Below are 25,459 nucleotides of genomic sequence, written 5' to 3'. Positions count from 1 at the left end.
ATGGCCAAAGTCAAACTGCGCGGCCTTCGTAAAAACTACGGCCCAGTCGAGGTCATCAAAGGAGTCGATATCGACATCGATGATGGCGAATTCGTCGTCTTCGTGGGCCCGTCGGGCTGCGGCAAATCCACCCTGCTGCGGATGATCGCAGGCCTTGAAGACATCACCGATGGTACGCTTGAAATCGACGGACAGCGGGCCAATGATCTGGAACCGTCTAAACGAGGTATCGCTATGGTGTTCCAGTCCTACGCGATATTCCCGCACATGACTGTGCGCGAAAACGTGGCTTTTGGTCTGACGATCAACAAAGTGGGCAAGGCCGAGAAAGCAGAAAAGGTCGCCGAGGCTGCCCGAATCTTGCAAATGGAACACTTGCTGGACCGCCGCCCTTCGGAATTGTCGGGTGGGCAACGCCAGCGTGTCGCCATTGGCCGCGCAATTGTGCGCGACCCCAAGGTTTTCTTGTTTGACGAACCGCTATCCAACCTCGACGCAGCCCTTCGCATGGACATGCGGATGGAGATCGGCAAGCTGCACCAAGACCTTGGTGCCACAATGATCTACGTCACCCACGATCAGGTCGAAGCGATGACATTGGCCGACAAAATCGTGGTTTTAAAAGACGGAAAGGTCATGCAGACTGGTGCCCCGATGGAGTTGTATCACGAACCAGCCAATCTGTTCGTTGCAGGTTTTCTGGGCGCGCCCTCGATGAATTTTCTTAGTGTGACCGTGGACGCGGCAAACGAAACCACAGTGTCGGTCAGCAATGCGTCACTTGATCAAATCGAGGTACCCCACAAAGGGCGCAGTTTTACAATAGGCCAGACCGCGACAATGGGAATTCGCCCTCAGTATTTGCACCCAGCCGGTGATGAAGCAGGTAGGCTACATGGCAAGGTCATCCTGACAGAACGGTTGGGAAGTGAAACGGTGATCGACATCGCACTCGCCGATGGCAGTAAGATTATCGCGGCCCTGTCTGAGGACAGCATCCAGACACCAGGGACAGCTGTAAATCTGGACTTCGATCCTAGCCAGGCACACATTTTTCCTGAATCCCGATAACTAAACCGTCCTAATTCTCGGTTTCGATCGGTGGGAGATGGGTTATTGTTCGCACTTTCTATGGCCTTCTGCCCAGGCATTTAGATCTAGGTTACGCGCAATGCAAATTTCCCCGCTATCTACAGGTAAATCTTTGATTTATATGTGTAATTTCAATTAGAGAGTTCGGCTTGGATGCTATTTTACAGGCTTGAGCGAAGTTCGAATTGAACGGTGACGTAGTTGCACTTTTCGGGCAATGGTAAGAACGGCCGCTACCGGTCATTCATCGACCGCTGCATTCCGCGGCGTAGCCTCCGCGAGACACCCGAAGGTGGCGTGATTGTATGAGGTGGAGTGCCTGTCAGCGGGAGTTCTAAAACATCGGGTGGTGTCAAGGGGCGAGGACCCACAGGACCAGTGGAATTGTGGCGATGGCGGCAATGGTCTGGGAGGTGACTATACCCGCCATCAACGTGCCGTCGCCGTTCAGTTGCCGGGTCAACACATAGGAAGTGGGGGCCGTGGGGATAGCTGAAAAAACGACCAACACCAGCGCCTCGACCCCACTAAGGCCGACGGCGCGCGCGATGAGCGCTGCGAGCAGAGGCATCAGCAGGAGGCGAAGGGCGCCGGCTGTAGCTAGGGTTAGCCCGTCGCGACGCAGGGCGGCGGGTTGCAGGGCGGCCCCCACGCAGAGCAGGCCAAGCGGCAGGCTGGCTTGCGCTAGAAGGTCAAGGAAGCGCCCAGTGCCGAAGGGTAAGCCCCATCCAGTCAGCGCCAGCGCGATGCCCCCCAGACATGCCAGGATCAGCGGATTGCGCGTCATGGTGCGGAGCATGGCAAGGGGGCGGCGGGCATGACCGGACTCGGTCAGGCCCATGATCGACAGGACGTTGACCAAGGGCACGGCGATGGCAAGGTAAAGCGCCGCCCGTTCGATCCCCACGGGTCCGGCCAAGGTGGCAACGATGGCCAGCCCCAGATAGGTGTTGAAGCGCACCGTGCCTTGCAGCAGTGGGCCGAAGCGGGTGGCGGGCATGGGGTGGGCGCGTCGGGCCAGGGCCAGGGCGAGTGCGGCGAACAGAATGATTACAACGGCCGAACCGCCCAGACGCAGCAACTGTGGGTCGCGGACGGGGGCATCTGCCAAACTGCTGACCAGAAGGGCCGGGAAGAGCAGAAAATAGTTAATCCGTTCGGCGGCGGGCCAGAAGCTGGGATCAGGAAAGCCACGCCGGACAAGGATATATCCAAGGCAGATCAGCGCGAAAAGGGGCCAGATGGTGGAGAAAAGCAATGTGATATCCCTTTGACCCAGACCTGCGCAGACAGGGAGCCGCACGGGTGTCGTTGCACAACCCGTTAAAGACCGAAGCTCAGGGAGGGGCAAGTGAACTGCTGGAGTATTTGACTTTGATATCCCATCGAATTTCCGATGTATCGTCGCGACCGACCGTCTTTATGCGTCCAAAGATTACCGCATTCGCGATGCCACACCTGCTAAGGTCCCCTCATTCCCTTTTCTTTCACGGGTGAAAGGCCGTTTGGAATCTCTTACGAAGTATATTTTTTTGAACTTTTCCCATTGTGTTGCGTGGTAAGTCATCAACGAAAAAAAGAATTTTAGGTTGTTTGTAACGGGCCACCTTTGAGGCAATAGCCGCGAGAACGTCCTGTTCGGAGAGGACAGCGCCGCCCTCAGTCACTATGACGGCGGCAACCCCTTCCCCGAAATCGGCATGAGGCAAACCTACCACCGCAGACTCCCTAATGCCCGTGATTGCATCAAGCAAGGTTTCGATTTCTTTTGGGTATACATTGTACCCGCCTGTTATAACGAGATCTTTTGACCTTCCGACGATGGAAACATATCCATCCTCGTCGATCATCCCGATGTCTCCCGTGATAAAGTAACCATTCGGGCGAAGCTCTTCACGGGTCTTCTCTGGCATCCGCCAATAGCCTTGGAATACGTTTGGTCCTTTAACCTCGATACTTCCGACTTCTCCTTGCCCTAGCGGCTCTCCAGAGCTTGGATCAGTCACCCGAACGTCCACTGCTGGCAAAGCTAAGCCGACAGTTCCGGCCTTGCGAATGCCCTCATACGGGTTTGAAGTGTTCATGTTGGTTTCCGTCATTCCATAACGCTCAAGTATTGTGTGACCTGTTTTCTCCAACCAAAGCTCATTGGTCTCCGCCAGCAGCGGTGCGGAGCCTGACACAAACAGGCGCATGCTTTTTACGGTTTCGGGAGATAGATCGGGTTGCTTCAACAGGCGGGTGTAGAACGTCGGCACCCCCATCAAAACCGTTGCCTGCTCCATCAATCCAATGACCTGTTCTGGATCGAATCTGGTCAAGAAAAACGATGATGCCCCCGCCATAAGCATCACATTCGTGCAGACAAATAATCCATGCGTATGAAAGATCGGCAAAGCATGTATCAGGACATCGTCGCTGGAAAACCGCCAATACGCGCATAATGTTGCAGCGTTTGAAGCCAGATTTCCATGCGTTAACATCGCCCCTTTGGAGCGGCCTGTAGTGCCGGAGGTATACAGGATTGCGGCCAAATCGTCGGTTCCCCGCTTAACCGCTTCAAAACCCGCCTCTTGGGCTAGGGCTTTCTCAACCAAGGTTCCTGTTCCGTCGGCCCCAAGCGAGAGGACTGACTGCACACCTTTTTTCGTCGCAACCTCATACAAGACATCAAAGGCATCAGGGGTGCAAACGAACAGAACTGGTTCACTATCAGCAACAAAGTATTCGATCTCGGTGGGAGTATAATCTGAATTTAGTGGCAAAAACACACCGCCAGCCAATATTGTTCCAAGATATAGCCCTATCATTTCGACAGATTTTTCGACCTGCACTGCAACCCGATCTCCGGATGTGAGACCCAAGCCCACGAGTACCGCTGCATATTTCTCTGCGAGTTGCCACAAATCTTGATAGGTGACGTCAGCCGCACCAGAGCGCTTTGCAAAAACCAAATCTGTTTTATCAAGAGACGAGACACGCAGTCTGCATGCAAGGTGGTTCGAATTGTACATCTGAATGTTCCTTAGTTTCCGTTAGCCGCGCGCTTTACAGCGGCGGAACAAATAACATCTCCACCATTCGCAAAGGCTTCGTGATTTCGTTCAATGTTTTTAAGATCGTAGAGGTAGTTCACCATGCCACCCCAAGAGGTCGATACGCCGCGTGTACTGAGGTCAGCCACTGGATTTATACGTTCCAGACAGGCCCCGTTGCCCAGGTGAAATCTCGCTACCGGATCAGCGGGTCCTCCTCGAGATGACTTGCCATATACGAAGTACTTCGCGGCTAACTGATTGAATTCAGCCTGCATGTCTGGTTCGGAAGGCAGGGTATCGGACTCCTCTAGCACGGTAATCAGCGATAGTTCATCCTCAGTTAATTCAATTTCTGCTCCGCCTTCAGCGGCCTTTTTCACACAGCGCCGCAACCCCGGAATGGGTGAGAGAGTAACGAAGGTCTCGAGAGCTTCAAACTCGCGTCTAAGCTCTTCAACCACTTGTTTAATAAGAAAGTTTCCAAATGAAACGCCCCGCCGATAGAGAACGAGACACAGAACGTCGCAAATACCCGCCTTTTCTGCGTGGACCCGCGAGAGGGTTACGCGGTTGTCGAAGTGGCCAAACCTGCAAAACTTGGAAAGGTCTCGCCAAGTGATCCACGACACTCTCTCTGTGTTGTTAAAGCCAAACTCGATGCGAATGCAGCCCCACTGCTTGAACGAATCGAATGTAATTTGCAAATCGACCACGATTATATTGCACGCGTTACCTTGAGGTCGACCGGACGCGGGGCAGAGTCCTCTGAAGAATTTCATGATCTGGAGTTTGGGCTGTCGCTGCCAAACGTCGCCCCATCGGACGGTCCGCAAGTCGAACCCGGCCGTCGCGGGTCAACTGGCCCCATTGGCGAAGTTGGGCAATTAGAAAACAGCAATCTCTATCAGAGAACTAACGTCGCCCGATTAGACGACCGCAATGCAAATACCGGTGACCTTTGGAAATACGTGCCAGGCGACTTGGTTGACAGATGGAAGCCAAGCTACTTCGACACGAGAAGTAATGCCGCCTCGCCACGACAGTTAGACGAGCGCAATTTCTACGCGCCATGTGCTCGTTGCAAACGGCTGATTTCTCAGATCAAGATTGAAGGACCTATAGAGGGCTGCCGTGGTTCCTGCCTTCCGGAGGCTTCGCACGAATCGTCCGCTGCTCGTGCAGAGATTGTTCGACAATTGGAACAAAAGTGAACATGAAGTTAGGAGGTCCTTCCGTTAAATTGTCACCCCTATCGGACAATATTCGATCAACATATCTCCTAGGGGCAGATCGAAACGAGGACAGATGCTGCCGCATGTTGAAAAAGAAGCGTCGGTAAAACTACGAGACAGCGCTGAGTACCTAACGGAAATGGTCCGGGTGCGTGGATTGCCACTGCGCATTCTTTCGCTGCGTTGCGCGCCCTCTTGCTTCCGCAGTGCTTCCGAAATGTTTGAACGCAAAAAGTCACCCGTTAGGGTGGCTTCTAAGCGACTGTAAAGTCGAAGTTTTTGGTTGCGGGAGCTCGAATTGATAAATACTTGCCTTTGTATAAGGCGCTGACACGCTACAAGGCCTAAAGCACCGACACCCTGACCAGCTACAACAAAAATAATGGATTTCAGCAACAAAGGGCTAATTTTGTCGAAGAACTCCTGTTGAATTGTGCTGCACGCTGTAAGTTTACACAAAACTGCGTTCAGTTGCTACGGCTAACTTGAAAAGGAGCTTAATTGGTGAACGCGCCGTCGTCGGTTATCCGACGCGCAAATGGGACCGAGACGGCGCAATCAAAACCGCACCATTTTGTGGCTGACATCAATGCACGTCCGATGACAAATCACTAGTTGTTGCTCTGCTGCCCCGCTCGCGTCAATTTCGCCTGGCAAGGCCAGTTGAAAGATTATTCTGCGGGGATGCTAGAGGACAAGGCTCTCAAATAGGAACCCTGTGTTTCGGGTGCGTTCAGATGGGGCTCGAAAACCTCCAAAAACTCTCTCCCATATTGCTAACATCGATTAGCACAGCCGCCTGAGCGACCTTTTACACTTGTTGAGAATGCAGAATCCCACGACCGAAAGACCGATTTTTCATGCGAAAGCACGACGCGAAGCCGAAGCCGCCAACCCTACCCGAGGGTATTGTACATGCCGTAAGAGGCGCTGTTGTTGATGTGGTTTTTGCGGGGACCGAGTTGCCGCCGATCAATACTGCCCTCACCGTTGAGTGGGATGTGCCAACGCCCCTTATCCTCGAAGTCCACAGCCATTTAGACCTCACAACCGTGCGCGCCGTTGCGTTTCAATCCACGGCGGGACTTGCGCGCGGGGTGACCGTGCGATCCATGGACGGCCCTGTCGCCGTGCCCGTTGGCGAGGCTGTCCTCGGGCGACTTTTAGACGTCGTAGGCAATCCACAAGACAACGGGCCTGCCCTGCCTGAGGATACACCGCGCCGATCTATCCATGCCCAACCGCCGCCTTTAAGCGCCCAAACCCGCACCACCGATGTCTTCGAAACCGGCATCAAAATCATCGACCTTCTGACGCCATTGGCGCAAGGTGGCAAGGCGGCGATGTTTGGCGGCGCGGGGGTTGGCAAGACGGTGCTGGTCATGGAATTAATCCGCGCCATGGTCGAGAAATACGAAGGGATTTCGGTTTTCGCAGGCATTGGCGAGCGGTCTCGCGAGGGTCATGAACTTCTCACAGAAATGCGCGACTCCGGCGTTCTTGAGCGCACAGTGCTGGTCTATGGTCAAATGAACGAACCTCCAGGGGCGCGGTGGCGCGCGGCGCTCACGGCCCTCACTGTTTCGGAGTATTTCCGCGACCAGAAACACCAAAACGTGCTGCTCTTGATGGACAATGTTTTTCGCTTTGTTCAGGCTGGTGCGGAGGTGTCGAGCCTTTTGGGCCGCCTGCCCTCTCGCGTGGGTTATCAGCCGACATTGGCAACCGAAGTTGCGGGGCTACAGGAACGAATTGCCTCGGTTGCGGGGTCTGCTGTGACGGCGATTCAGGCGGTCTATGTGCCTGCCGACGATTTCACCGACCCCGCCGTCACCACAATTTCCAGCCATATGGACTGCGTCATTGTCCTGTCCCGCGCGCAAGCAGCCGAAGGTTTTTATCCCGCAATTGATCCGCTAGCCTCCTCCTCGATGTTGCTCGATCCGCTTGTTGTGGGCGAGGCGCATTACCAGACCGCCGAAGCCGTCCGTCAAGCGCTGGCGCGTTTCCGAGAGTTGACCGATATTATCTCTCTGCTTGGCGTTGAGGAACTCGGGGCCGCTGACCGTTTGGTCGTAAAGCGCGCACGGCGTTTGCAACGGTTTCTGACCCAACCATTCATGGTGACCGAGGCCTTTACCGGCATATCGGGCGCGAGTGTTCCCCTTGCTGACACCCTTGCGGGTTGCCGCGCTATTCTCGACGGGACCACCGATGATTGGTCCGAAAGCTCGCTTTATATGGTCGGCACCCTAGAGGATGCCCGCAAAAAAGAAGCCACCGCAAAGAAATCTGATTCTTCGGATAAAGAGGCCGTCGCATGAAACTCAGGATTGTGACGCCATTGTCGGTCATCGTGGACGAGGACATTGACAGCCTGCGCGCCGAAGACCCCAGCGGCAGTTTTGGTATAATGACGGGCCACGCGCCATTCCTGACGGCGCTCGCCATCTCAATCGTCAGTTGGCGACGGGAAAAACAGGAGTATTTCTGCGCGGTGCGCGGCGGCGTGCTGACTGTGACGGACGGCACCACGGTCGCCATTGCCACCCGCGAGGCCGTGGCGGGAAATGACCTTGCCACCCTCGACCGGGAGATCTTGGCGCGATTTCAATCCGACGCAGAAGCCGAACGTGTTGAGCGAACCGAAACCGTTGCGCTTCAGTTAAATGCGATCCGGCGCATGGTTAGTCGGCTCCACTCTGGCGCGGATAAGGGAGCGTTCCGGTGAAACCTGAGCCAGAAGATGACCCGCTCATCACCCAAGCCCGTCTGCGGCGCGAACGGCGCGACCGTTGGTTGCGCGAAGGCGACCTTTCTGTGGGGCGCCGCCTCGCCCAAATCGGGGTGCTGGGGTGGATATTTGTGGTGCCAACGCTTGGCGGAATGTTCTTTGGGCGGTGGCTTGATGCGCGCCTTGAGAGCGGTATTTTCTGGACAGCCCCGTTTATGGTGCTGGGAATTTGCCTTGGCGGCTGGACCGCATGGAAATGGATGAATGCACGATGAACTATCTCGCGAACTTGCTCCTCTCCCTCCTCCTTCCTGCCAGTTTTCTGGGCGGTCTGGTACTCGGATATGCGTATTTTTACGCTCTGCGCGTGACCGCAGATCTCATTATCGGGCACGGCCATCCATTGCTTGCCCTGCTCTTGACCTTTGGACGGTTGGCGGGCCTTGGCGTGGGCTTCTATATCGCGGTGCGCGCGGATGGTTTCGCGCTGATTGCGGCCCTTGCTGGCGTTTTATGCGCCAAAGCGTTGATGTTCCGCTGGGCCCGAAAGGCTGACGCATGAATTCGCCGCTATCTTCCGTCGTCCTGTTTTATATCGGCCCCGTGCCAATCACACAGGCGGTTCTGACCACATGGGCGATCATGGCGGTGCTGGTGCTGGGAGCTGTGCTTTTGACGCGGCGCCTCACTTTAATTCCCAGCAAACGACAGGCCGCGCTGGAACTGATTGTCGACACAATCGATACCCAGATCCGTGAAACAACTGGCGCAAAACCGGCCCCGTATCGCGCCTTTATCGGCTCACTCTTCCTGTTCATCCTCGTTGCCAACTGGACCTCCCTTGTGCCCGGATTGGACCCGCCGACCGCACAGCTTGAAACCGACGCGGCCCTTGCCGTCCTTGTGTTCCTTTCGGTGATCTGGTTTGGGATGCGCAGCAACGGGTTGGGGGGCTATCTCAAATCCTTCGCCGCGCCCAATCCCGTTATGATTCCGTTGAACATGTTGGAAAGCGTTACCCGCGTCTTCTCAATGTTCGTCCGCCTCTTTGGCAACGTGATGAGCGGCGTGTTTATCGTTGGCATTGTTGCTTCGCTGGCGGGGCTTCTTGTGCCGATTCCCCTGATGGCGCTCGATCTGCTGACGGGGCTGGTACAGGCCTATATATTTGCCGTTCTCGCATTGGTTTTCATCACCGCAACGGTCGAGGACGGCCAAAGTTCAGAGCCTGACACCAAGCAGGCCCTTCCCCCAAAACAAAAGGACATATGATGGATTATCTCAGCCTAGCAAGCATCGTCTGCGCAGCTTTTGCCGTATCGTTTGGCGCCATTGGACCCGCGCTGGCCGAAGGGCGCGCTGTCGCCGCGGCCATGGACGCTATTGCGCGCCAACCAGAGGCCGCGAATACGATTTCGCGCACCCTTTTTGTCGGCCTCGCGATGATCGAGACCACGGCGATTTATTGCTTGGTTATCGCGCTTTTGTTATTATTCGCCAACCCGTTGCTAGGATAAACCCATGACAATCGACTTCTGGGGCCTTGGCTTGCAGGCGGTAAACGTCCTGATCCTTATTTGGCTGCTCTCGCGCCTTTTTTGGCGTCCGGTGGCGGGTGCAATTGCCCGACGTCAGGACGAAAGCCAAGCGATAATGGATGCGGCTCATGCTGCGCAGGCCAAAGCGGATACCGCTCTAGAAGAGGTGACGCGAGCGCGGGCCGATATCGACGCCGAACGAGATACCGTCCTTGCCAAAGCCTCCGTCGAAGCAGAAACCGCCGCGAAGGCCGCCCGCGGTGCTGCGCGCACCAAGGCCGAGGAGACGATAGCCGCCGCACAGGCCACCATCGAACGAAACACCGAAGTTGCCCGCAAAGCCAACGCAACGCAGGCCTCTGATCTTTCGCTAGACATCGCGGCCAAACTATTGGAGCGGTTGACCAGCCCCACGGTGCAGACCGCGTTTCTGACGCTGCTGATTGAAGCTATCGAGAAGATTTCCGCCACCGATCGCGCCGCGCTGGTTGCCAACCCTTCGGGCATTGAGATCGTCTCCGCGACCGATCTTGGCACGGAACGCGAAGCACTCGAAACGGCGATATGCGACGCCCTTGGCGGCACGCCTTCGCTGCATTTCGTCACCGATCCCGACCTTATTGCAGGGCTGGAACTGCGCAGCGCACATTTTGTGCTGCACAACAGTTGGCAAGCAGATTTGGCGCGTATTCGAAAGGCGGTGAAGGATGCCGCATGACACATCTAAGTGGTTCACCACTGCGCAGAATGCGGTGCAAAGCGCCCCGTTGGGGCCGCGCGCCGAACACCGTGGACGGGTCGAAGAAATAAGCGACGGCGTCGCGATGATCTCGGGGTTACGCGATGTGCGGCTTGACGAAGTGTTACGATTTGAAGGTGGCCAGGTGGGGTTTGCGCGAGTGCTGGACCCCGACTTGATCGGCTGTGTCCTGCTTGACAGTGCCACGAATGTTGAGGCCGGTGATGCCGTCTTTGGCACGGGCGAAGTGGTCAATGTGCCTGTGGGCGAAGCGCTTTTGGGGCGTATCGTTGATCCCCTTGGTCGCCCCCTTGATGGCAAAGGCGCTATCGAGGCCGATGCGGTTCTGCCGATTGAGCGCCCGGCGCCGTCGATCATTGAGCGCGATCTTGTGACCGAACCGGTGCAGACTGGAATTGTCGTGGTGGACACGCTTTTCGCCCTTGGCCGAGGACAGCGCGAGTTGATCGTCGGCGACCATTCTACCGGCAAAACGACGCTCGCGGTTGACGCTCTTATCGCCCAAGCGCAGAGCGATATGATCTGTATCTATGTCGCCGTGGGGCAAAAAACATCCAGCGTGCGCCGCGCCATTGATGCGCTACAGGCGCGGGGCGCATTCGAGCGCTGTATCGTATTGGTTGCCGGATCGGCCTCCCCTCCCGGCTTGCAATGGATCGCGCCCTACGCCGGGATGACCATGGCTGAGCATTTCCGCGACAAAGGGCAACATGCGCTGATTGTGATTGATGATCTGTCGAAACATGCCGCCACACACCGCGAGATCGCGCTGCTGACTCGCCAATCACCAGGGCGCGAGGCCTATCCAGGGGACGTGTTTTATATCCATGCGCGGCTCCTCGAACGGGCGGCCAAACTGTCGCCAGAGCGCGGAGGCGGATCGCTGACGGCCTTGCCCATTGCAGAAACGGATTCTGGAAACTTATCGGCCTATATTCCGACGAACCTGATTTCGATCACCGACGGGCAGATCGTGCTGGATGCGGCCTTGTTCCATCAGGGCCAAAAACCCGCCGTGGATGTCGGCCTGAGCGTCAGTCGCGTGGGGGGGAAAACCCAAGCCCCGATCCTGCGCACTTCGGCAGGCACGCTTCGGCTGGACTATGCGCAGTTCTTGGAGTTGGAGGTCTTTACCCGTTTTGGTGGCATGCCCGATGACCGCGTGCGCCAACAATTGACGCGAGGAGCGCGCATTCGCGAAGCGCTGCGCCAAGCACAACATGAACCGTTCCGACTGGCCGACGAGGTCGCCCTGATGCTGGCCGTGCAATCGGGATTGCTCGACAGTTTGCCGCTGGAGGCAGTGACAGCGTTCCGCGCAGGTTTGCCCGCCGCGTTGGACAATACTGCCGCAAGTGTCGTCAGTACCCTTGCCGAGACGGGAAAACTTGACCCGAAATCGCGCGAGAGTTTGATGACGGCGCTGTCCCACTTTGCCGCGTCGCTGGCCGAGGACAAGACCGAGGCGAGCGAAGACCCAGCAAGTCCATGACCGAACGTCTGGCCGATATCAGTGCCCGCATCACGGGTATTCGCCAACTCGGTGCCGTAGTGAATGCCATGAAGGGCATCGCCGCCGCCCGCGCCCATATGGCGCGCAGCCAAGTTGATGTCGTCGATAGCTATGCAGCGACGATTGCGGCGGCAATGGCAAACGCCATCGGCCCCCGCACCGATCCGCGCGAAAATTTGGACGCGGATTCAGACAGGACTGGCCTGCTTGTGTTTTGCGCCGAGCAAGGGTTCGCGGGAGCCTTTAGCGAACGTGTGCTTGACAGTTTGCCCAAAGACCTCACCCCAGAAACCCTGTTCCTGATCGGCACCCGCGGCCTTTCGATTATAGCCGCCCGTGGGATCACACCGCATTGGGCAGGGCCACTGCCGTCGCATACGAATGGCATCCCGAAACTGGCCGATGACGCAACGAAAGCGATCTATCACGCGGTGGGATCGGGGCGGATTACCCAACTCGACGTTGTCTATACGGGGTGGACCTCAGGGCGACCCGCGCTCCTGCGACAACGGCTGTTTCCGCTTGATCTCTCTAATCTTACCGCAACCAAAACCGACCGTCCCCTAACCCAGATTTCCGAGACAGCCCTGCTCGACAGCCTCGGACAGGATTATTTTCATGCACAGGTTTGCAAGGCCGCGCTGCACGCCTTTGCCGCCGAAAATGAAGCGCGTATGGAGGCCATGTCTTCTGCGGGCAGCCAAATCGGGCGTGAGTTGGAAGCGTTTCAAGCCAAATTACGCCGCGTGCGACAAGAAGCAATAACCGCTGAAATCATCGAACTGGGCACAGGTGCGGCCCAAGCCCGAAAATAGGCTTGGTGACGGCACATCAGGAAGCTTAGAAAGATAAGACGCACTACAGGACCGGCCACTGACCCACATCATGGTTGCGCCGCAGATAATGCCCTAGATTTACGCGATGGGCTTTATCCTGCGCTATGGGTTCCACGGCCTGTCCTATGAGTATATAGCCTGCGCCCTGCCCCAACATCTTGGCAGAAAGGCCAAACGGCGGGTGATCGTCGCCCATCCTGGCAGCGGTGCAACCAGCATGAGGTTCACCCCGCAGGACAGTCTGATGATGGGCCGTCGTCGTGGGGCGCTCGCCCCCGAAGTGATGCTATATCTGCCGCAGGAAAAATCCATGTCAGCTACAGACATCGCGTCTAACAGGGGAAGCAACGCTCCCTGATGCACCCTAATGGCCGCACACTGATTTGAGTCAGCCCAAGGCCGAACTTCCTCTCTTAGGATACGCATAAACACGGAGGTGAATGCCGCGTGTTCCGACTCACGGGACATATCGGATTCCCCCCGACACAAGCAAGGAATTTCGCACAATGGCATGTACAACCGAAACGCTAGAGCGAGACCCAGCCTTCGCGGCGTTTCTCAGCACCCCTGTCGGCCAAGACAAAAAAGGGGCGCATGTCTCCCTCCTGTCTATGCTGGCGCGGCTTGACGTCGATCCATGGGCCGAAGCCTCGGATTTGGCCACATTGCCCGTAGGCGCAGCGCGAAAACGGCTTGAGACGTTGATTGCAGGCTTCACAGACGTTCCCGCAGGCGCACCGGATTACGACAAAACCGTCGCAACGTTGCTGGCTCGTATGCCCCAACCGGCCGCCTCCGCACCCACGGACTCCACCGGAACTATGATGCCACCCTTTGGAGCACCGATTTACAAAATCATCGCGACGGTCCTGTTGTTTGGTTGGATTGCACTACTGGCACAGGGATATTGAGATGAACACCACCACAACGCCCGCGACCCCGATCAAGACCGAGATCACCCTTTGGGACCTCGAAGAACGGTTTTGGACACAGGGTGCCGAAAGTGCGCGTCAAATGACGGCCGAGAATGCGATCTTTGTCTATCCATATCCTGCCGGATTTTTACAGGGCGATGCGATTGGACAATCCTCGGACGTGTCGCAGCGCTGGCGCTCGGTTGTGATGAGCGAGCGCTATATTACGCGCAAAGGCGGTATCGCGGTTGTGGCCTATCGAGTCTCTGCTGAGCGAGAGGGCGTGCCGCTCTACACAGCACTCTGCACTTCGACCTACATGAAAGACGACGCTACTTGGCTGCGACTTTCACACCAGCAAACTCCCCTACCATGAGGGGCCGAACCACGGCCACTCCGTAACCTCAAACCACGTCTCTAAATTCTCCTCACCAAGATTTTCCACATGCGCCAACGTCCATTTATGGCTGGCTTGCAAAGGACACATCCATGGCTTCCCCCAACTCCAAACAATCCGAAAACCCCTCCCGATTTAGCTTTCCGTCGGCCTATACCATCCTCTTTTTACTGATCGTGATCATCGCGGCGCTGACTTGGGTGATCCCAGCTGGTGAATACATGCGCGAAGCCTCGGAGGTGCTGGGCAAAGACGTCCCCGTCGCGGGCTCCTACGCCCTCACAGAGGCGAACCCTCAGGGCATTTTTGACATCCTCCTCGCCCCGATTGCCGGTTTTTACGACCCTGTTAGCTATACCGCAAACGCCATTGACGTGGCTCTGTTCGTTCTGATGATCGGCGGGTTTATTGGTGTTGTTACGGCCACGGGTTCCATTGACGCGGGGATCAAACAGGCCATGACGCGTATGAAGGGGCGGGAAAAATGGATGATCCCGATTTTAATGGGGTTATTTGCATTAGGCGGCACAACCGAAGGCATGGCCGAAGAAACGCTGGCTTTTTATGTGCTACTAACGCCAATCATGATCGCGGCGGGCTATGACTCACTGACGGCTGTGGCAGTGATTATGCTCGGCGCAGGGGTTGGCGTCCTTGGCTCAACTGTCAACGCGTTTTCGACCGTAATTGCCTCCGATGCTGCGGGTGTTCCCTTTACCGACGGGTTAACGCTGCGACTTGGCATTCTGGCGGTCACTTTTGTGGCAACCGTTGCCTATGTCATGCGCTATGCGGCGCGGGTCAAGGCCGACCCGTCACGCTCGCTGGTCTTTGATCGCAAAGCCGAAAACGAGGCGCACTTTCGCAGCGAAGCAGGCGTCACCACCGAATTCACCCCTCTGCACAAAATCGTTTTGCTGCTGTTCGGGGCGACCTTTGCTGTGATGATCTGGGGCGTTTCCCTCAACGAATGGTGGATGGCCGAAATGAGCGGGCTATTCCTTTTTGCGGGCATCGGTATCGGCATCGTTGGGCGGTTGGGCGAAAAAGGCTTGGTTGAGGCCTTCGTCGGCGGCGCGCGCGATCTACTTGGCGTGGCGCTTATTATCGGCCTTGCACGCGGCATTGTCGTTGTCATGGACGCAGGTCACATCACCGACACCATCCTGCATTGGGCCGAAGGCGCCGTCACTGGCCTGAACCGGATTGTCTTTATCAATGTCATGTACTGGATCGAAGTCGCACTGTCGTTCTTCGTGCCGTCCACGTCTGGCCTTGCGGTGCTGTCGATGCCGATCCTTGCCCCTGTCGCCGATTTTGCGGGCGTTGCGCGCAGCCTCGTTGTGACTGCGTTCCAATCGGCCGAGGGCGTCGTTAACCTCGTTACCCCGACATCCGCTGTCGTCATGGGCGGTCTTGCGATTGCCCGTGTCCCCTATGAACGTTGGCTCCGTTTCGTCTGGCCTGTGCTTCTCGGGCTCTCAATTATCATCATGGTCGCCCTCAGTCTTGGCGTCCTTCTGCAAGGAACAACCGCATGACCCTGACCTATGGCGTTCACTCTGAGGCCGGCAAACTGCGCCGCGTTCTTGTTCACAAACCCGGTGCTGCGATGGCCCGCCTGACGCCGTCAAACTGTGCCGAACTGCTGTTTGACGATGTGATTTGGGTTAAGCAGGCGCGGATTGAGCATATGACTTTCGTCGATGCGATGCGCAACCGCGGGGTTGAGGTCGTGTACTTGCGGCAACTGCTGACCGAAACCCTTGCCGATATGGAGGCCCGCCGCTGGTTGCTGGAGGCGCGGGTCAACGACAATACCGTCGGTGTGGGCCTTGCCGACGATCTGTTGGCGCATCTGATGGAGGTCGATGCAAATCTTCTGTCCACCATTCTGATCGGCGGCATGAGCCGCGGCGAACTTCCCATCAAATCCAACGGTGTTCTTGCCCCTATGCTGGAACCTGCCGACTTCATTTTACCGCCGCTGCCCAATCATATATTCACCCGTGACACCACGTGCTGGATTTATGGCGGCGTCACCCTGAACCCCATGCATTGGCCCGCACGCCGCCTTGAAACGCTGAACCTTGCCGCGATTTATCGGTTTCATCCCGACTTCAAGGACGCTGGCTTTCCGATATGGTGGGGCGACCCAAAACAGGATCATGGCCCCGCGACCGTCGAAGGCGGCGATGTCATGCCAATCGGCAACGGCACAGTCCTGATTGGCATGGGTGAGCGCACCACGCCGCAAGCCGTCAGCCAGATCGCGCGCAACCTCTTTGCCAGTGGCGGCGCAACCCGCGTGATTGCCTGCCAGTTCCCACGCGCCCGTGGGTCCATGCATCTCGACACCGTTTTTACCTTCTGTGACCGTGATCTTGTCACCGTTTTTGCCGAAGTTACGGACGCAATTCGCTGCACAAGCCTGCGCCCCGGTGACGGCAACACCATTGCCGTCGAAGTGGAGGCCAAGCCATTTTTGGCGGTCGTCGCAGAGGCCCTAGGGATCAAAAAACTACGAACCGTTCCAACGGGTGGCGACGCTTACGAATCCGCGCGTGAACAATGGGATGATGCCAACAACCTCCTGTGTCTGGAACCCGGTGTGGTCGTCGGATACGAGCGCAACGTCTATTCCAACACCTTGCTGCGCAAAGCAGGCGTGGAAGTAATCACCATCCCCGGATCTGAACTTGGGCGCGGGCGCGGTGGTTCACACTGTATGTCTTGCCCCCTCATTCGCGACGAAATTTAAGGATATTATTATGCCACAGAACCTACACGGCAGAAGCTTTTTAACCCTTCTCGACTTTACTCCCGATGAAATCAGACACCTGCTGCAACTGGCATCGAGCCTTAAAACCGCCAAGAATGGTGGCTTTGAGGTGCAAAAACTGCAGGGCAAGAATATCGCCCTGATCTTTGAAAAAGACAGCACCCGAACACGCAGCGGTTTTGAAGTGGCGGCCTTTGATCAGGGGGCGCATGTCACCTATTTAGGCCCCACGGGAAGCCATATTGGCCATAAGGAATCGATGAAAGACACCGCTCGCGTGCTGGGACGGTTTTATGACGGGATCGAGTATCGTGGCTTTGGCCAGAAGGACGCAGAAGTCTTGGCTGAATTCTCCGGCGTGCCCGTATTCAACGGGCTAACCGATGAATTTCACCCGACACAAATCCTCGCGGATCTGATGACCATGCGAGAGTTCACGCACAAACATCTGTCTGATACTGCCTTTTGCTTTATGGGCGACGCGGGCAATAACATGGGCTCCTCACTTATGATTGGTGCTGCCTTGATAGGTATGGATATTCGCCTCTGCGGACCGAAAAGCTGTTGGCCTAATCCTGACCTCGTCGCCCAATGCAGGACGATTGCCGAAACCTCCGGTGCGCGGATTACCCTGACGGAAAAACACGCCGAGGGGCTAAAAGGCGCCGATTTTGTTTACACCGACGTTTGGGTTTCAATGGGGGAACCAGAAGAGGTTTGGGAAGAGCGGATCGCCCTTCTATCGCCTTATCGCGTCACGGCCGACGTTATGGAAAAGACCGAAAACCCCTACGCGAAGTTCCTGCATTGCCTACCTGCCTTCCACAACCGAGATACAGAAGTTGGCGCCGCAACCTTTGAAAAATACGGCATCGATTGCATGGAAGTAACGGACGAGGTGTTTGAATCCGCTGCCTCGGTTGTGTTTGATCAGGCCGAAAACCGGATGCACACAATCAAGGCGGTTCTCGTCGCCACGATGGGGGCATAGGATGCGCATAGTTATTGCCCTTGGCGGGAATGCGTTGTTGCAACGGGGTCAGCCGATGACGGCGGCGGCGCAACTTGCGAATGTGCGAATTGCGGCCACGGCCCTTGCGGATCTAGCTCGCGAACATCAGATCATTGTCGCCCATGGAAACGGCCCACAAGTTGGCCTACTCGCGCTTCAGGCGGCCGCCTATGATCCCGAAAAGCTTTGGCCGTTGGATGTGCTAGGGGCGGAAACGGATGGTATGATCGGCTATTTAATCGAACAAGAATTGATGAACGCCCTGCCTGCGGGCTCCCGCTGTGCCACATTGTTAAGCCGCGTTGAAATCGACGCAAAAGACCCCGCTTTTGAGAAACCAAGCAAGCCCATCGGGCCTGTTTATACCGCGTCCGAGGCAAGGCGCGCGACGACGGATCATGGGTGGACCATGGTAACCGAGGCCACTGGCGGGCAGCGCCGCGTGGTGCCCTCGCCCCTGCCCCTGCGGATTCTGGGCATCGAGGCAATCAATGCTTTGCTCAACGCGGGTCACTGCGTAATTTGTGCGGGTGGTGGTGGCATTCCCGTCCTGCGCAATGCGGACGGTGCGATGGAGGGAGTGGAAGCCGTGATCGACAAGGATCGAACGGCAGCGCTTCTTGCGATGGAGCTTAAGGCGGACGCGCTTTTGCTGCTTACAGATGTAGAAGCCGTCTTTGAGAATTTCGGCCAAGACAACCAGCACGTGATCGGAATGACCACCCCCAAAGCCTTGGCCAAACTCGATCTTGCCCCCGGCTCAATGGGACCCAAGGTCAGTGCTGCGGTAGCCTTTGTGCAAGGTGGCGGCGCATTTGCCGGAATCGGCCAATTGTCGGACGCCCGCGCAATTCTGGAGCAGCGCGCCGGAACCAACGTCCTTTCGGACGCAGCCAAACCGCTAAAAGTCTGGGACAACGAAGGCGGGGCGCTGGATTAAAGGCTGCACTAAAAATTGCCGTACAACCTTTAACTCAACATCGGCCCAACCTGGTCCAGATAGGTTGGGTCAAACTCCGCGAATTCGGTTAGGCGGTCATACGCATCGAAGGTCACGTACCCATCCCGAAACGTGACTAAACCGCTTTCGCGCAACTGTCGTAGGACGCGATTGACGTGAATTGCGGTCAAGCCAAGGGCATCCGCCAAAAGGTATTGTGTGAGGGGGCAGGCATAACCTTTTTTACTGCCCAACCCGACCAACGCAAGTCTGGCACCGAGTTCCAGCAGGAAATGCGCCATCCGTTCCGCCGCGCTCCGCCGTCCGATATCCGCCAGATGCTCAACCACCATCGCTTCATCACGGGACGCGGCCCACAGGATCGCCATGGCCAAGCGAGGCGTTTGGGTGAAGGCCTCCATTAAATCCGAGACCAAAAATTCGGAGACTTCAATGTCGGTGATCGGCTCAATGCTGTGATCCGACATATGTAGTAAAACGCTGCGCAGACCCAAAAAATCACCCGGAATCTGAAAGTCGATAATCTGGCGTTGGCCATCGTGCAGAATTTTATACGAGCAAGCCCAGCCCGACGCGAGAACATAGGCCGTATGCTCCGATTGCCCTTGGTGCACCAGATCGCGCCCGACGGTAAAAACCCGTCGCCGCTTGTGCAGGGCTTCAAGGGATGCAAGTTCGGTTTCGGATAGGGCGACAAAGGCCCCCAACTTACGAACCAAATAGGCATTATTCATCAATGTCGTCCTCATTTCGAGTCACAGCGAACTCTTCCGAAAAAAGGGCACTATTTGCTGATGTGGATCAGTGCAACTTAGGGATTATCTGTATACCTGTTCAGAGAGCAATTCAAACACCCTGAATATCGGGTACCTTCTTTATCAGAGGCAGTAAAACATGCCTGACCATGAAGCCTATTCAGGAATGGCGGCCTTGTCGATCTGCGAAGCACTACTTCTTGCGCTAAACGACGCAAGAGTCCTGCCCGAAAGCGAAATTTTAGGGGTTCTCAAGGACGCGTCTGCTACACATGAAAATGCTGACGGCTCAGAGGCTGACCTTGAAACGCACAAAGCTGTGGCAAGCCTAATTAATCGCATCCTCTCTGGTGGCGATTTCTCTCGCAAATTGTAGAATCTCACCTTGGAATAGGCCGTACGCGCCTAGGAGGTGTTGGTACTCGCATCGAACCGTCTCTGTTTTTCAGATCTTACTTACCAGTAAATGAACATATGGCAATCATTTCTTGGGCAAATTTTTTCCGCCGAAAAATAACGTTTCAGCCTCGATCTACAGGAAAGGAGTTCTCCCTCGCCTGCCATCATTTAAAACAAAACTATGAAAGTTTGAATTTAACTCAATTAGCCTAGTTTATGGATTGCTAATCTTCTCACCCCTGCAGGGCTTTGAAAGCCTAAGCCTGTCCATTTAGCCGGTAGAATTAGTGTCAAGCAGTTGCCTGCAACAGGGAAAACATGTTCCGCCTTATACAAGATCGAGCCGTCATTATTTTTGTCTGTGGGGCATTAGTCACGAATACTATAAATCCTGCCCTTTCGCATGCGCATCCTTGCGCAATCAAGTCCTGTTCAGCTTAACTAACCTCATGAATCAATTCGGTATACTTAAAGAAATCCTGCCCGAAAGAGGCAAGAACAGGCACCCACTCCCCCTTCTCTGGAGTCTGAGCTTGTCAAGCTGCAAATTCTGACAACGGTTGATGCTCTCGTTGAAGACCGGGGCTTTGGTTTCGTTATATGTTCGTCTGATGCAAGCCGACAGTTCATGCACGTCACGGCCAATGTAACCGGACGGCGAGATTTCAGCGGTATGAAGGAAGGCGACCTTTTGTTGTGCCAACTTGGCAGCAATCCGCGGAAACCGGGACAGACGAGCACGGTTCAATGGGCGTTGGTCGGCGATCTTGACTGGAAAGACGTTATACCTCCGAAGGTTCAGTCTTCACTCGATATCCTGCGAACGGAAATACTACGCAAGCGGTCGATTTCCAATCTGAACAAGCGATTGAGCGCCGACTGGTATACACGGTTATTCGTTTCTAACCGAATGATTTGCACACGGAGAAGGTGGGAAAACTAGTTGCGGATCGCGGGTGGGGGTATGTCGTACTAGTTGCTGGTCGGCTGAGGTAAGCAGATTATTCGCACGGTACCTAATGCAGTCTTGGGTAAACTATGGGAATGTCCAAAGCGTTATCCATTCAAGTCAACACTTCGCCTGCAACGATAAGTCCAAGCAGACGTTCAAGAATATTGCTACCATTCGCTACATCGATGCTTGCAGTCTCCAGTATGGTTTCGCAGCCGGTTATCCGGTGGCGAGCATGAACTAGTTCTTCGCTGCCCAGCCCGGGGTGATGAGGATAAAGAAGAGTGAGACGTGGTGCGCCATATAGCTGAGCATAGGCCATCATCTGGTAGACGTCGCTCTGAGACACGCCCAGTTTCGGGTCATCAATCTGTGATGATATCCGTTTCCACTTTGCGTCTATCACATGGGTCACTGTGCCTGCACGACGGATCAGAATGTCTGGCTTAGTTTGGAAATGCCCCCTCTCCGTATCCACAGATGTGAGACAGTAGCGACGACCACCCTGCAAAGATACCGTCAGCTCGGTCCCGGCCAATGCCCGCGAAATCTGGCGGCCGACATATTCTTCGAATAAAGTATTCATTTCGAAAAGTAGTGCTGTTCCTCGTCCTGTACCTCCGGTCGTTGTCTGGTAGCGGTTCTGTAAAAAGAGGCCAGCCATTTCGAAAGGATCAAACCACTGTCGATTGGACCGGTCGATTGTCTCGTCCGCCCAAGGCAAAGCTGAAGGTTGGATTTCGGAGACACTCGCATAAACGAATGCCAGTTCACGCAGCCTTTGTTGATTTGATGAGCTCCTGGACAGCTTAGCCAAATGCATCACGGCCGCCTTGATGATCTGGTTTAACGCAGTATCAACAGAGAGATCATCAAACTGGCATGCTAGTCTTGATGGATTGACCGCGTAACGCGTGAACTGCCGTGCAACATCAACGGACCCACCGGCGGTTTTGACTTCACCATCTCGCACCAAATCATAGAAAGCCTCCATAGATTTGATTGAATGATTTGGCTCTGAGCCAATAAGCCCACCCCGGACTACTGCAAAAAGATCAGGCTCACGCCGAGCTTGCCACATCACGCCGCTAATGGCAGATTTAAGCCCATTTTACTGAAATGTTGCAATGCCACTGATGACTGCTTTCCTACGCTCAGGTCACCTCATCGGTGCCGCCCGCAGCGCAGCGAGAAACCAGGTTTGTTGATTTCTTGGGTTGAGCCCGCGAGGGCCAATATATGCCTTGCACCCAGTCCAATTCTAAGTTTCACATAAACCAAAGTTAAACATGCCAAAGGCGATATTGCCCAAAGCACGGTATCTCTTTGGAAAGACAATATGAACAACCTCAACGGCATATTGCTGATGATCGCCGCTATGGCTGGATTCGCGTTAGAAGATTTGTTTGTCAAACTTCTGTCCAGCACAATCTCCACAGGTCAGATTTTGATCGTGCTTGGCGCCTCTAGCTCCATCGGTTTCGCGCTCATGGCATACACCAAGGGGCACAACATATTCGCAGCACACGTCTGGACGCGTGCAACCATCGCGCGCGCATCGGCCGACGCCATCGCAGCCGTTGCTTTTGTAACTTCCCTATCATTGGTCCCCATTTCCACAGTTGCCGCCGTGTTTCAGGTGACACCTTTGGTCATCACAATGGGCGCCGCGCTATTTTTGGGGGAACAGGTAGGTTGGCGGCGTTGGACTGCGATTACGGTCGGTTTTATCGGAGTTTTAATCATCATCAGGCCAGGCCTCAGCGGCTTTGATCCTGCGGTGCTTTTAGTACTCATCTCAATTGTTGGCGTTGCAACGCGTGATCTGATCACCCGCAGAATCCCTAAAAATATCGCTTCAACAGTAATCTCATTCCAAGCCTTCGCATCGCTGATTGTTGCGGGCACAATACTGCTATTTTTGAGCCCGGATACGCTGGTTGCCGTCTCAAAACTAGAAGCCGCCTATTTTGTCGGCGGTGTTTTTTTTGGCGGTGCCGGCTACTACGGCATTGTTGTCGCCATGCGCATAGGCGACGCCTCCACCGTCACTCCGTTTCGCTACACACGCCTGCTGTTTTCACTTGTTATCGGCGTGTTGGTTTTCAACGAGCGCCCCGACGCACTGACCTTACTCGGAGCTGCTATCGTCATTGGCACAGGGTTATTCACATTCTTGCGCGAACGTAGAGCATTGTCACTTTCCGAAATACGGGTGTAGGATTGTTAGTGCTATTCATCAGGCTACTGTCTCTGCTTCCGTTCAAGACGGCGCCTTAGAAGAATGACGCGTTTTATTTTGGCCCTCCTGTTACCCTTTCTCGCCCTTTCGTCTGCAGCGCCGGCCTTAAAATCGTCAGTGTACGTTCTTCGAGGTTGTCCCATTTGGGGCCCTTTCATGGACTGGGGGTAAAGTACCCCAATGTCCGGGAACAGGGACGAAGTTCAAATTTCTCAGACGGTCCGCCCAGTACAGGTCTACGTACTCATCGCAGCCTATTTCGTAGGCCACGTTGCTATGCCGAAATACCTGAAGTACTGCAGGGTCGTTAGTGCTACGTGGCTAACTATGGCCTTTCAATTTCTATCAGGGACTCGATTGTGACACGCTTTGGAAACCGAGGCATCGCGCTCAAACTTCGGCTCCCGACGTACCATCCCAAGTCCGGATCAAAAAACTGTATTACCTCGGTGCCATTGGCCTCATCTGAAGGTCTTGTAAGATAAAACGCCCATAGACGGCTGTCACCGCTTTCATCTGCTTCACAACAGGTCATGCGCAGATTGACCTCAAAACCATATTCTGGATCGACCCATGCAATCCTTTTGCCATCTTCCAACGGATAGAAGGCAGGTTGGTCGTCAGTTGTAACATCGGCGAGATATGCAACGTCTTGCGATGAAATGGTATCTGATGAAGCGGCACCATTTTCTTGAGACCCAAGATATTTGACAGCAGAACCATCGCTTACGAAATTATTGCATGAAGGCCTGCCTTCACGGCATCTTTGGTGCAGGATAACACCGTTTTCCACCAGTAGAATTTTGGTACTCTCCCGCCAAGAGTTGACCATTAGACCTTCGTCTTCGTTGCCGATTGTTTCGGTTATGTCATAAATGAAAACCGTTCCGGGCGCAGGGTAGATCGCGTCTTGCGCGACTGCTGCTGTTGAAATCATCCAGAGTGCGACAGCGTAAACCCAAAAAGGTTTTGATTTAGGCCTTAGACGACGTCCACGCTTTTTTTTCGAGGGTGCTAGCGCGAGGTTGTGGGTATTAGCCATGCGGGAAAGCCAGATTGAGAGCGGCAGCCGGACCGGAGTTGAAAATTTCTGACGCGCTAATGCGCATGGCCGAGCGCGGTGTTTGAGATGATCGATCAAAAATGAAGAAAGGCCTGCTGTGGGCGGGCCTTTCAGTATAACGCTAAAAGATCGGTTTACTTCGATGCACACTCGCGCAGTTTTTCAACATCAGGACCGTTTGGTGTGCGGCCAAGGTTGAATGGTGCCGACGCATCGCGCCATTTGGCATAGTCGTTCAGATACTCGACTTGGCTCAGGTAAACCTTCGCGCTGTCAGGGTTTTCACAGGCCGTTTCGATAATGACAATGTTTGCCATCTCCTGAATTTTCGCAAGTGCTTCGTCATCGTAACGTGTGATTTCGATGCCTGCATCTTTGAACTTCTGGTAGGCTTCTGTTGCACGCTTTTCGGTGAAGGCCAGCGACCAGATCAAGTTGGCTTCGGCAGCAATTGTCAGTGTTTCGCGTGTTTCGTCCGACAGGGCATCCCATGACGCCTTGTTGATCATCACGCCAAAAATAGATGCAGACTGGTGCCAGCCAGGTGTTGCCCAGTGGGTTGTGACCTGCTGGAAGCCACCGGAGAAATCCACGTTTGGTGTGGAGAATTCGGCACCGTCGATCACGCCACGCTCAAGCGACTGATAGATCTCGCCACCTGCCATGGAGACCTGGCTGCCGCCGAGTTTTTCCAGCAGACGGCCCTGCTCCAACCCGGACAGCCGCAGACGCATGCCTTGCAGGTCTTCCAGTGTTTCGATTTTTTTGTTGGTGCGGAAGCCGGATTCGTTGTTGGTCACGCCGTAGGGCAGATAGACCATGCCAAACTTGCCATAGATCTCGTTATAGAGTTCCTGACCGCCCCACTGCTGAATCCAGTTGACGTAATCAACTGCGTTAAACAGGGATGCCGTGGTTGCGAGTGGCGAGAAGGCGGAATTCCGGCCAGCCCAGTAACCGGGCCAGTCGGCGCCAGCCTGAATGGTGCCAGATTCAACCGCGCCGAAAACTTCGCCAGCAGGAACCAATGCGCCGCCCTCGAAAAATTCGATTGTGAGGTCATTGCCTGTCAGCTTGTTTGCCAACTCGACAAAATGCTTGTCGATTTCGATCAGTTCGAGCGAAGTGGGCCATGTAGTGGTCATGGTCCATTTTTCCTGCGCCATGGCAGCACCGGATACGGTGAGTGCCGCAGCGGCGGTTGCGATAAAGTGGGTCAGTTTCATAAGAAACTCCTTT

Annotated in this window: 26 protein-coding genes; 19 read left to right on the top strand and 7 right to left on the bottom strand. The window is 55.2% G+C overall.

Features of this window, described 5'->3' with window-relative positions:
* Window positions 1-1,071 carry an ABC transporter ATP-binding protein gene (locus tag RC74_RS11300; protein ID WP_039002176.1) on the top strand — a complete coding sequence of 357 codons (1,071 nt, stop codon included), beginning with the start codon at window positions 1-3 and terminating at the stop codon, window positions 1,069-1,071.
* Window positions 1,072-1,444: 373 nt separating this feature from the next.
* On the opposite strand, the gene RC74_RS11295 is transcribed toward RC74_RS11300, so the two are convergent.
* The 3 genes from RC74_RS11295 to RC74_RS21730 form a co-directional block, all read right to left on the bottom strand.
* Window positions 1,445-2,350, bottom strand: a complete 906-nt coding sequence (locus RC74_RS11295) for an AEC family transporter (protein WP_062628220.1) — start codon at window positions 2,348-2,350, stop codon at window positions 1,445-1,447.
* A gap of 229 nt (window positions 2,351-2,579) precedes the next feature.
* Window positions 2,580-4,106, bottom strand: a complete 1,527-nt coding sequence (locus tag RC74_RS11290) for a malonate--CoA ligase (RefSeq protein ID WP_039001735.1) — start codon at window positions 4,104-4,106, stop codon at window positions 2,580-2,582.
* A gap of 11 nt (window positions 4,107-4,117) precedes the next feature.
* The gene (locus tag RC74_RS21730; protein WP_218918071.1) at window positions 4,118-4,834 is read right to left on the bottom strand and encodes a malonyl-CoA decarboxylase domain-containing protein; all 717 of its coding nucleotides are present in this window, start codon (window positions 4,832-4,834) and stop codon (window positions 4,118-4,120) included.
* Between the two features lie 1,388 nt (window positions 4,835-6,222).
* Here RC74_RS21730 and atpD point away from each other — a divergent pair.
* The 16 genes from atpD (at window position 6,223) to RC74_RS11200 (ending at window position 18,788) form a co-directional block, all read left to right on the top strand.
* Window positions 6,223-7,686 (top strand): F0F1 ATP synthase subunit beta, encoded by a 1,464-nt coding sequence (gene atpD / locus RC74_RS11275; RefSeq protein WP_052274777.1) that lies wholly within the window; start codon window positions 6,223-6,225, stop codon window positions 7,684-7,686.
* Entirely contained in the window at window positions 7,683-8,093 is a 411-nt protein-coding gene (locus tag RC74_RS11270) for a F0F1 ATP synthase subunit epsilon (RefSeq protein WP_039001734.1), read from the top strand. The genes atpD and RC74_RS11270 overlap by 4 nt, the downstream gene beginning before the upstream one ends.
* Complete coding sequence (locus RC74_RS11265) at window positions 8,090-8,371, top strand: AtpZ/AtpI family protein (protein ID WP_082802260.1); 282 nt, start codon at window positions 8,090-8,092, stop codon at window positions 8,369-8,371. Before RC74_RS11270 ends, RC74_RS11265 begins: the two co-directional genes overlap by 4 nt.
* Window positions 8,368-8,658, top strand: a complete 291-nt coding sequence (locus RC74_RS11260) for an N-ATPase subunit AtpR (RefSeq protein WP_039001732.1) — start codon at window positions 8,368-8,370, stop codon at window positions 8,656-8,658. Before RC74_RS11265 ends, RC74_RS11260 begins: the two co-directional genes overlap by 4 nt.
* Complete coding sequence (locus RC74_RS11255; protein WP_039001730.1) at window positions 8,655-9,368, top strand: F0F1 ATP synthase subunit A; 714 nt, start codon at window positions 8,655-8,657, stop codon at window positions 9,366-9,368. Before RC74_RS11260 ends, RC74_RS11255 begins: the two co-directional genes overlap by 4 nt.
* On the top strand, window positions 9,368-9,613 hold the full coding sequence (locus tag RC74_RS11250; protein ID WP_039001729.1) for a F0F1 ATP synthase subunit C: 246 nt from the start codon (window positions 9,368-9,370) through the stop codon (window positions 9,611-9,613). The genes RC74_RS11255 and RC74_RS11250 overlap by 1 nt, the downstream gene beginning before the upstream one ends.
* Window positions 9,614-9,617: 4 nt before the next feature.
* Complete coding sequence (locus RC74_RS11245) at window positions 9,618-10,352, top strand: F0F1 ATP synthase subunit delta (protein WP_039001728.1); 735 nt, start codon at window positions 9,618-9,620, stop codon at window positions 10,350-10,352.
* The gene (locus RC74_RS11240) at window positions 10,342-11,886 is read left to right on the top strand and encodes a F0F1 ATP synthase subunit alpha (protein WP_052274776.1); all 1,545 of its coding nucleotides are present in this window, start codon (window positions 10,342-10,344) and stop codon (window positions 11,884-11,886) included. The genes RC74_RS11245 and RC74_RS11240 overlap by 11 nt, the downstream gene beginning before the upstream one ends.
* Window positions 11,883-12,722: a F0F1 ATP synthase subunit gamma gene (locus RC74_RS11235; protein ID WP_039001727.1), complete on the top strand. Its 840-nt coding sequence runs from the start codon at window positions 11,883-11,885 to the stop codon at window positions 12,720-12,722. Before RC74_RS11240 ends, RC74_RS11235 begins: the two co-directional genes overlap by 4 nt.
* Before the next feature lie 106 nt (window positions 12,723-12,828).
* Window positions 12,829-13,101, top strand: coding sequence for an acetate/propionate family kinase (locus RC74_RS11230; RefSeq protein WP_039001725.1), 273 nt, complete (start codon window positions 12,829-12,831; stop codon window positions 13,099-13,101).
* Window positions 13,102-13,249: 148 nt separating this feature from the next.
* Complete coding sequence (locus tag RC74_RS11225; RefSeq protein WP_039001723.1) at window positions 13,250-13,654, top strand: hypothetical protein; 405 nt, start codon at window positions 13,250-13,252, stop codon at window positions 13,652-13,654.
* Between the two features lies 1 nt (window position 13,655).
* The gene (locus RC74_RS11220) at window positions 13,656-14,033 is read left to right on the top strand and encodes a DUF4440 domain-containing protein (protein WP_052274775.1); all 378 of its coding nucleotides are present in this window, start codon (window positions 13,656-13,658) and stop codon (window positions 14,031-14,033) included.
* 113 nt (window positions 14,034-14,146) lie between these two features.
* Window positions 14,147-15,595: a YfcC family protein gene (locus tag RC74_RS11215; RefSeq protein ID WP_039001721.1), complete on the top strand. Its 1,449-nt coding sequence runs from the start codon at window positions 14,147-14,149 to the stop codon at window positions 15,593-15,595.
* Window positions 15,592-16,815 (top strand): arginine deiminase, encoded by a 1,224-nt coding sequence (gene arcA, locus RC74_RS11210; protein ID WP_039001720.1) that lies wholly within the window; start codon window positions 15,592-15,594, stop codon window positions 16,813-16,815. The genes RC74_RS11215 and arcA overlap by 4 nt, the downstream gene beginning before the upstream one ends.
* 10 nt (window positions 16,816-16,825) lie before the next feature.
* Window positions 16,826-17,827 carry an ornithine carbamoyltransferase gene (gene argF / locus RC74_RS11205; protein ID WP_039001719.1) on the top strand — a complete coding sequence of 334 codons (1,002 nt, stop codon included), beginning with the start codon at window positions 16,826-16,828 and terminating at the stop codon, window positions 17,825-17,827.
* 1 nt (window position 17,828) lies between these two features.
* Complete coding sequence (locus RC74_RS11200; protein ID WP_039001717.1) at window positions 17,829-18,788, top strand: carbamate kinase; 960 nt, start codon at window positions 17,829-17,831, stop codon at window positions 18,786-18,788.
* Window positions 18,789-18,817: 29 nt separating this feature from the next.
* Here the strand turns inward: RC74_RS11200 and RC74_RS11195 are convergent, their stop codons facing one another.
* A complete protein-coding gene (locus tag RC74_RS11195) occupies window positions 18,818-19,543 on the bottom strand; it encodes a Crp/Fnr family transcriptional regulator (RefSeq protein ID WP_236939913.1) in 726 nt (241 codons plus the stop codon).
* 160 nt (window positions 19,544-19,703) lie between these two features.
* Here RC74_RS11195 and RC74_RS11190 point away from each other — a divergent pair, with 160 nt between their 5' ends.
* A complete protein-coding gene (locus tag RC74_RS11190) occupies window positions 19,704-19,940 on the top strand; it encodes a hypothetical protein (protein WP_039001714.1) in 237 nt (78 codons plus the stop codon).
* Window positions 19,941-21,027: 1,087 nt separating this feature from the next.
* Here RC74_RS11190 and RC74_RS11185 read toward each other — a convergent pair.
* On the bottom strand, window positions 21,028-21,996 hold the full coding sequence (locus RC74_RS11185) for an McrC family protein (RefSeq protein WP_052274774.1): 969 nt from the start codon (window positions 21,994-21,996) through the stop codon (window positions 21,028-21,030).
* A 258-nt stretch (window positions 21,997-22,254) separates the two neighbouring features.
* Between RC74_RS11185 and RC74_RS11180 the strand changes: the two genes are divergently transcribed.
* A complete protein-coding gene (locus RC74_RS11180) occupies window positions 22,255-23,136 on the top strand; it encodes a DMT family transporter (RefSeq protein ID WP_039001713.1) in 882 nt (293 codons plus the stop codon).
* Between the two features lie 346 nt (window positions 23,137-23,482).
* Here the strand turns inward: RC74_RS11180 and RC74_RS11175 are convergent, their stop codons facing one another.
* Both RC74_RS11175 and dctP read right to left on the bottom strand, forming a co-directional pair.
* Window positions 23,483-24,199: a hypothetical protein gene (locus RC74_RS11175; RefSeq protein WP_156477453.1), complete on the bottom strand. Its 717-nt coding sequence runs from the start codon at window positions 24,197-24,199 to the stop codon at window positions 23,483-23,485.
* Window positions 24,200-24,354: 155 nt separating this feature from the next.
* Window positions 24,355-25,446: a TRAP transporter substrate-binding protein DctP gene (gene dctP / locus RC74_RS11170; protein ID WP_039001711.1), complete on the bottom strand. Its 1,092-nt coding sequence runs from the start codon at window positions 25,444-25,446 to the stop codon at window positions 24,355-24,357.
* Between the last annotated feature and the right edge of the window lie 13 nt (window positions 25,447-25,459).

It is taken from the genome of Falsihalocynthiibacter arcticus (assembly GCF_000812665.2).
GTDB lineage: Bacteria > Pseudomonadota > Alphaproteobacteria > Rhodobacterales > Rhodobacteraceae > Falsihalocynthiibacter > Falsihalocynthiibacter arcticus.
This window is presented reverse-complemented; position numbering and strand designations above follow the sequence as displayed.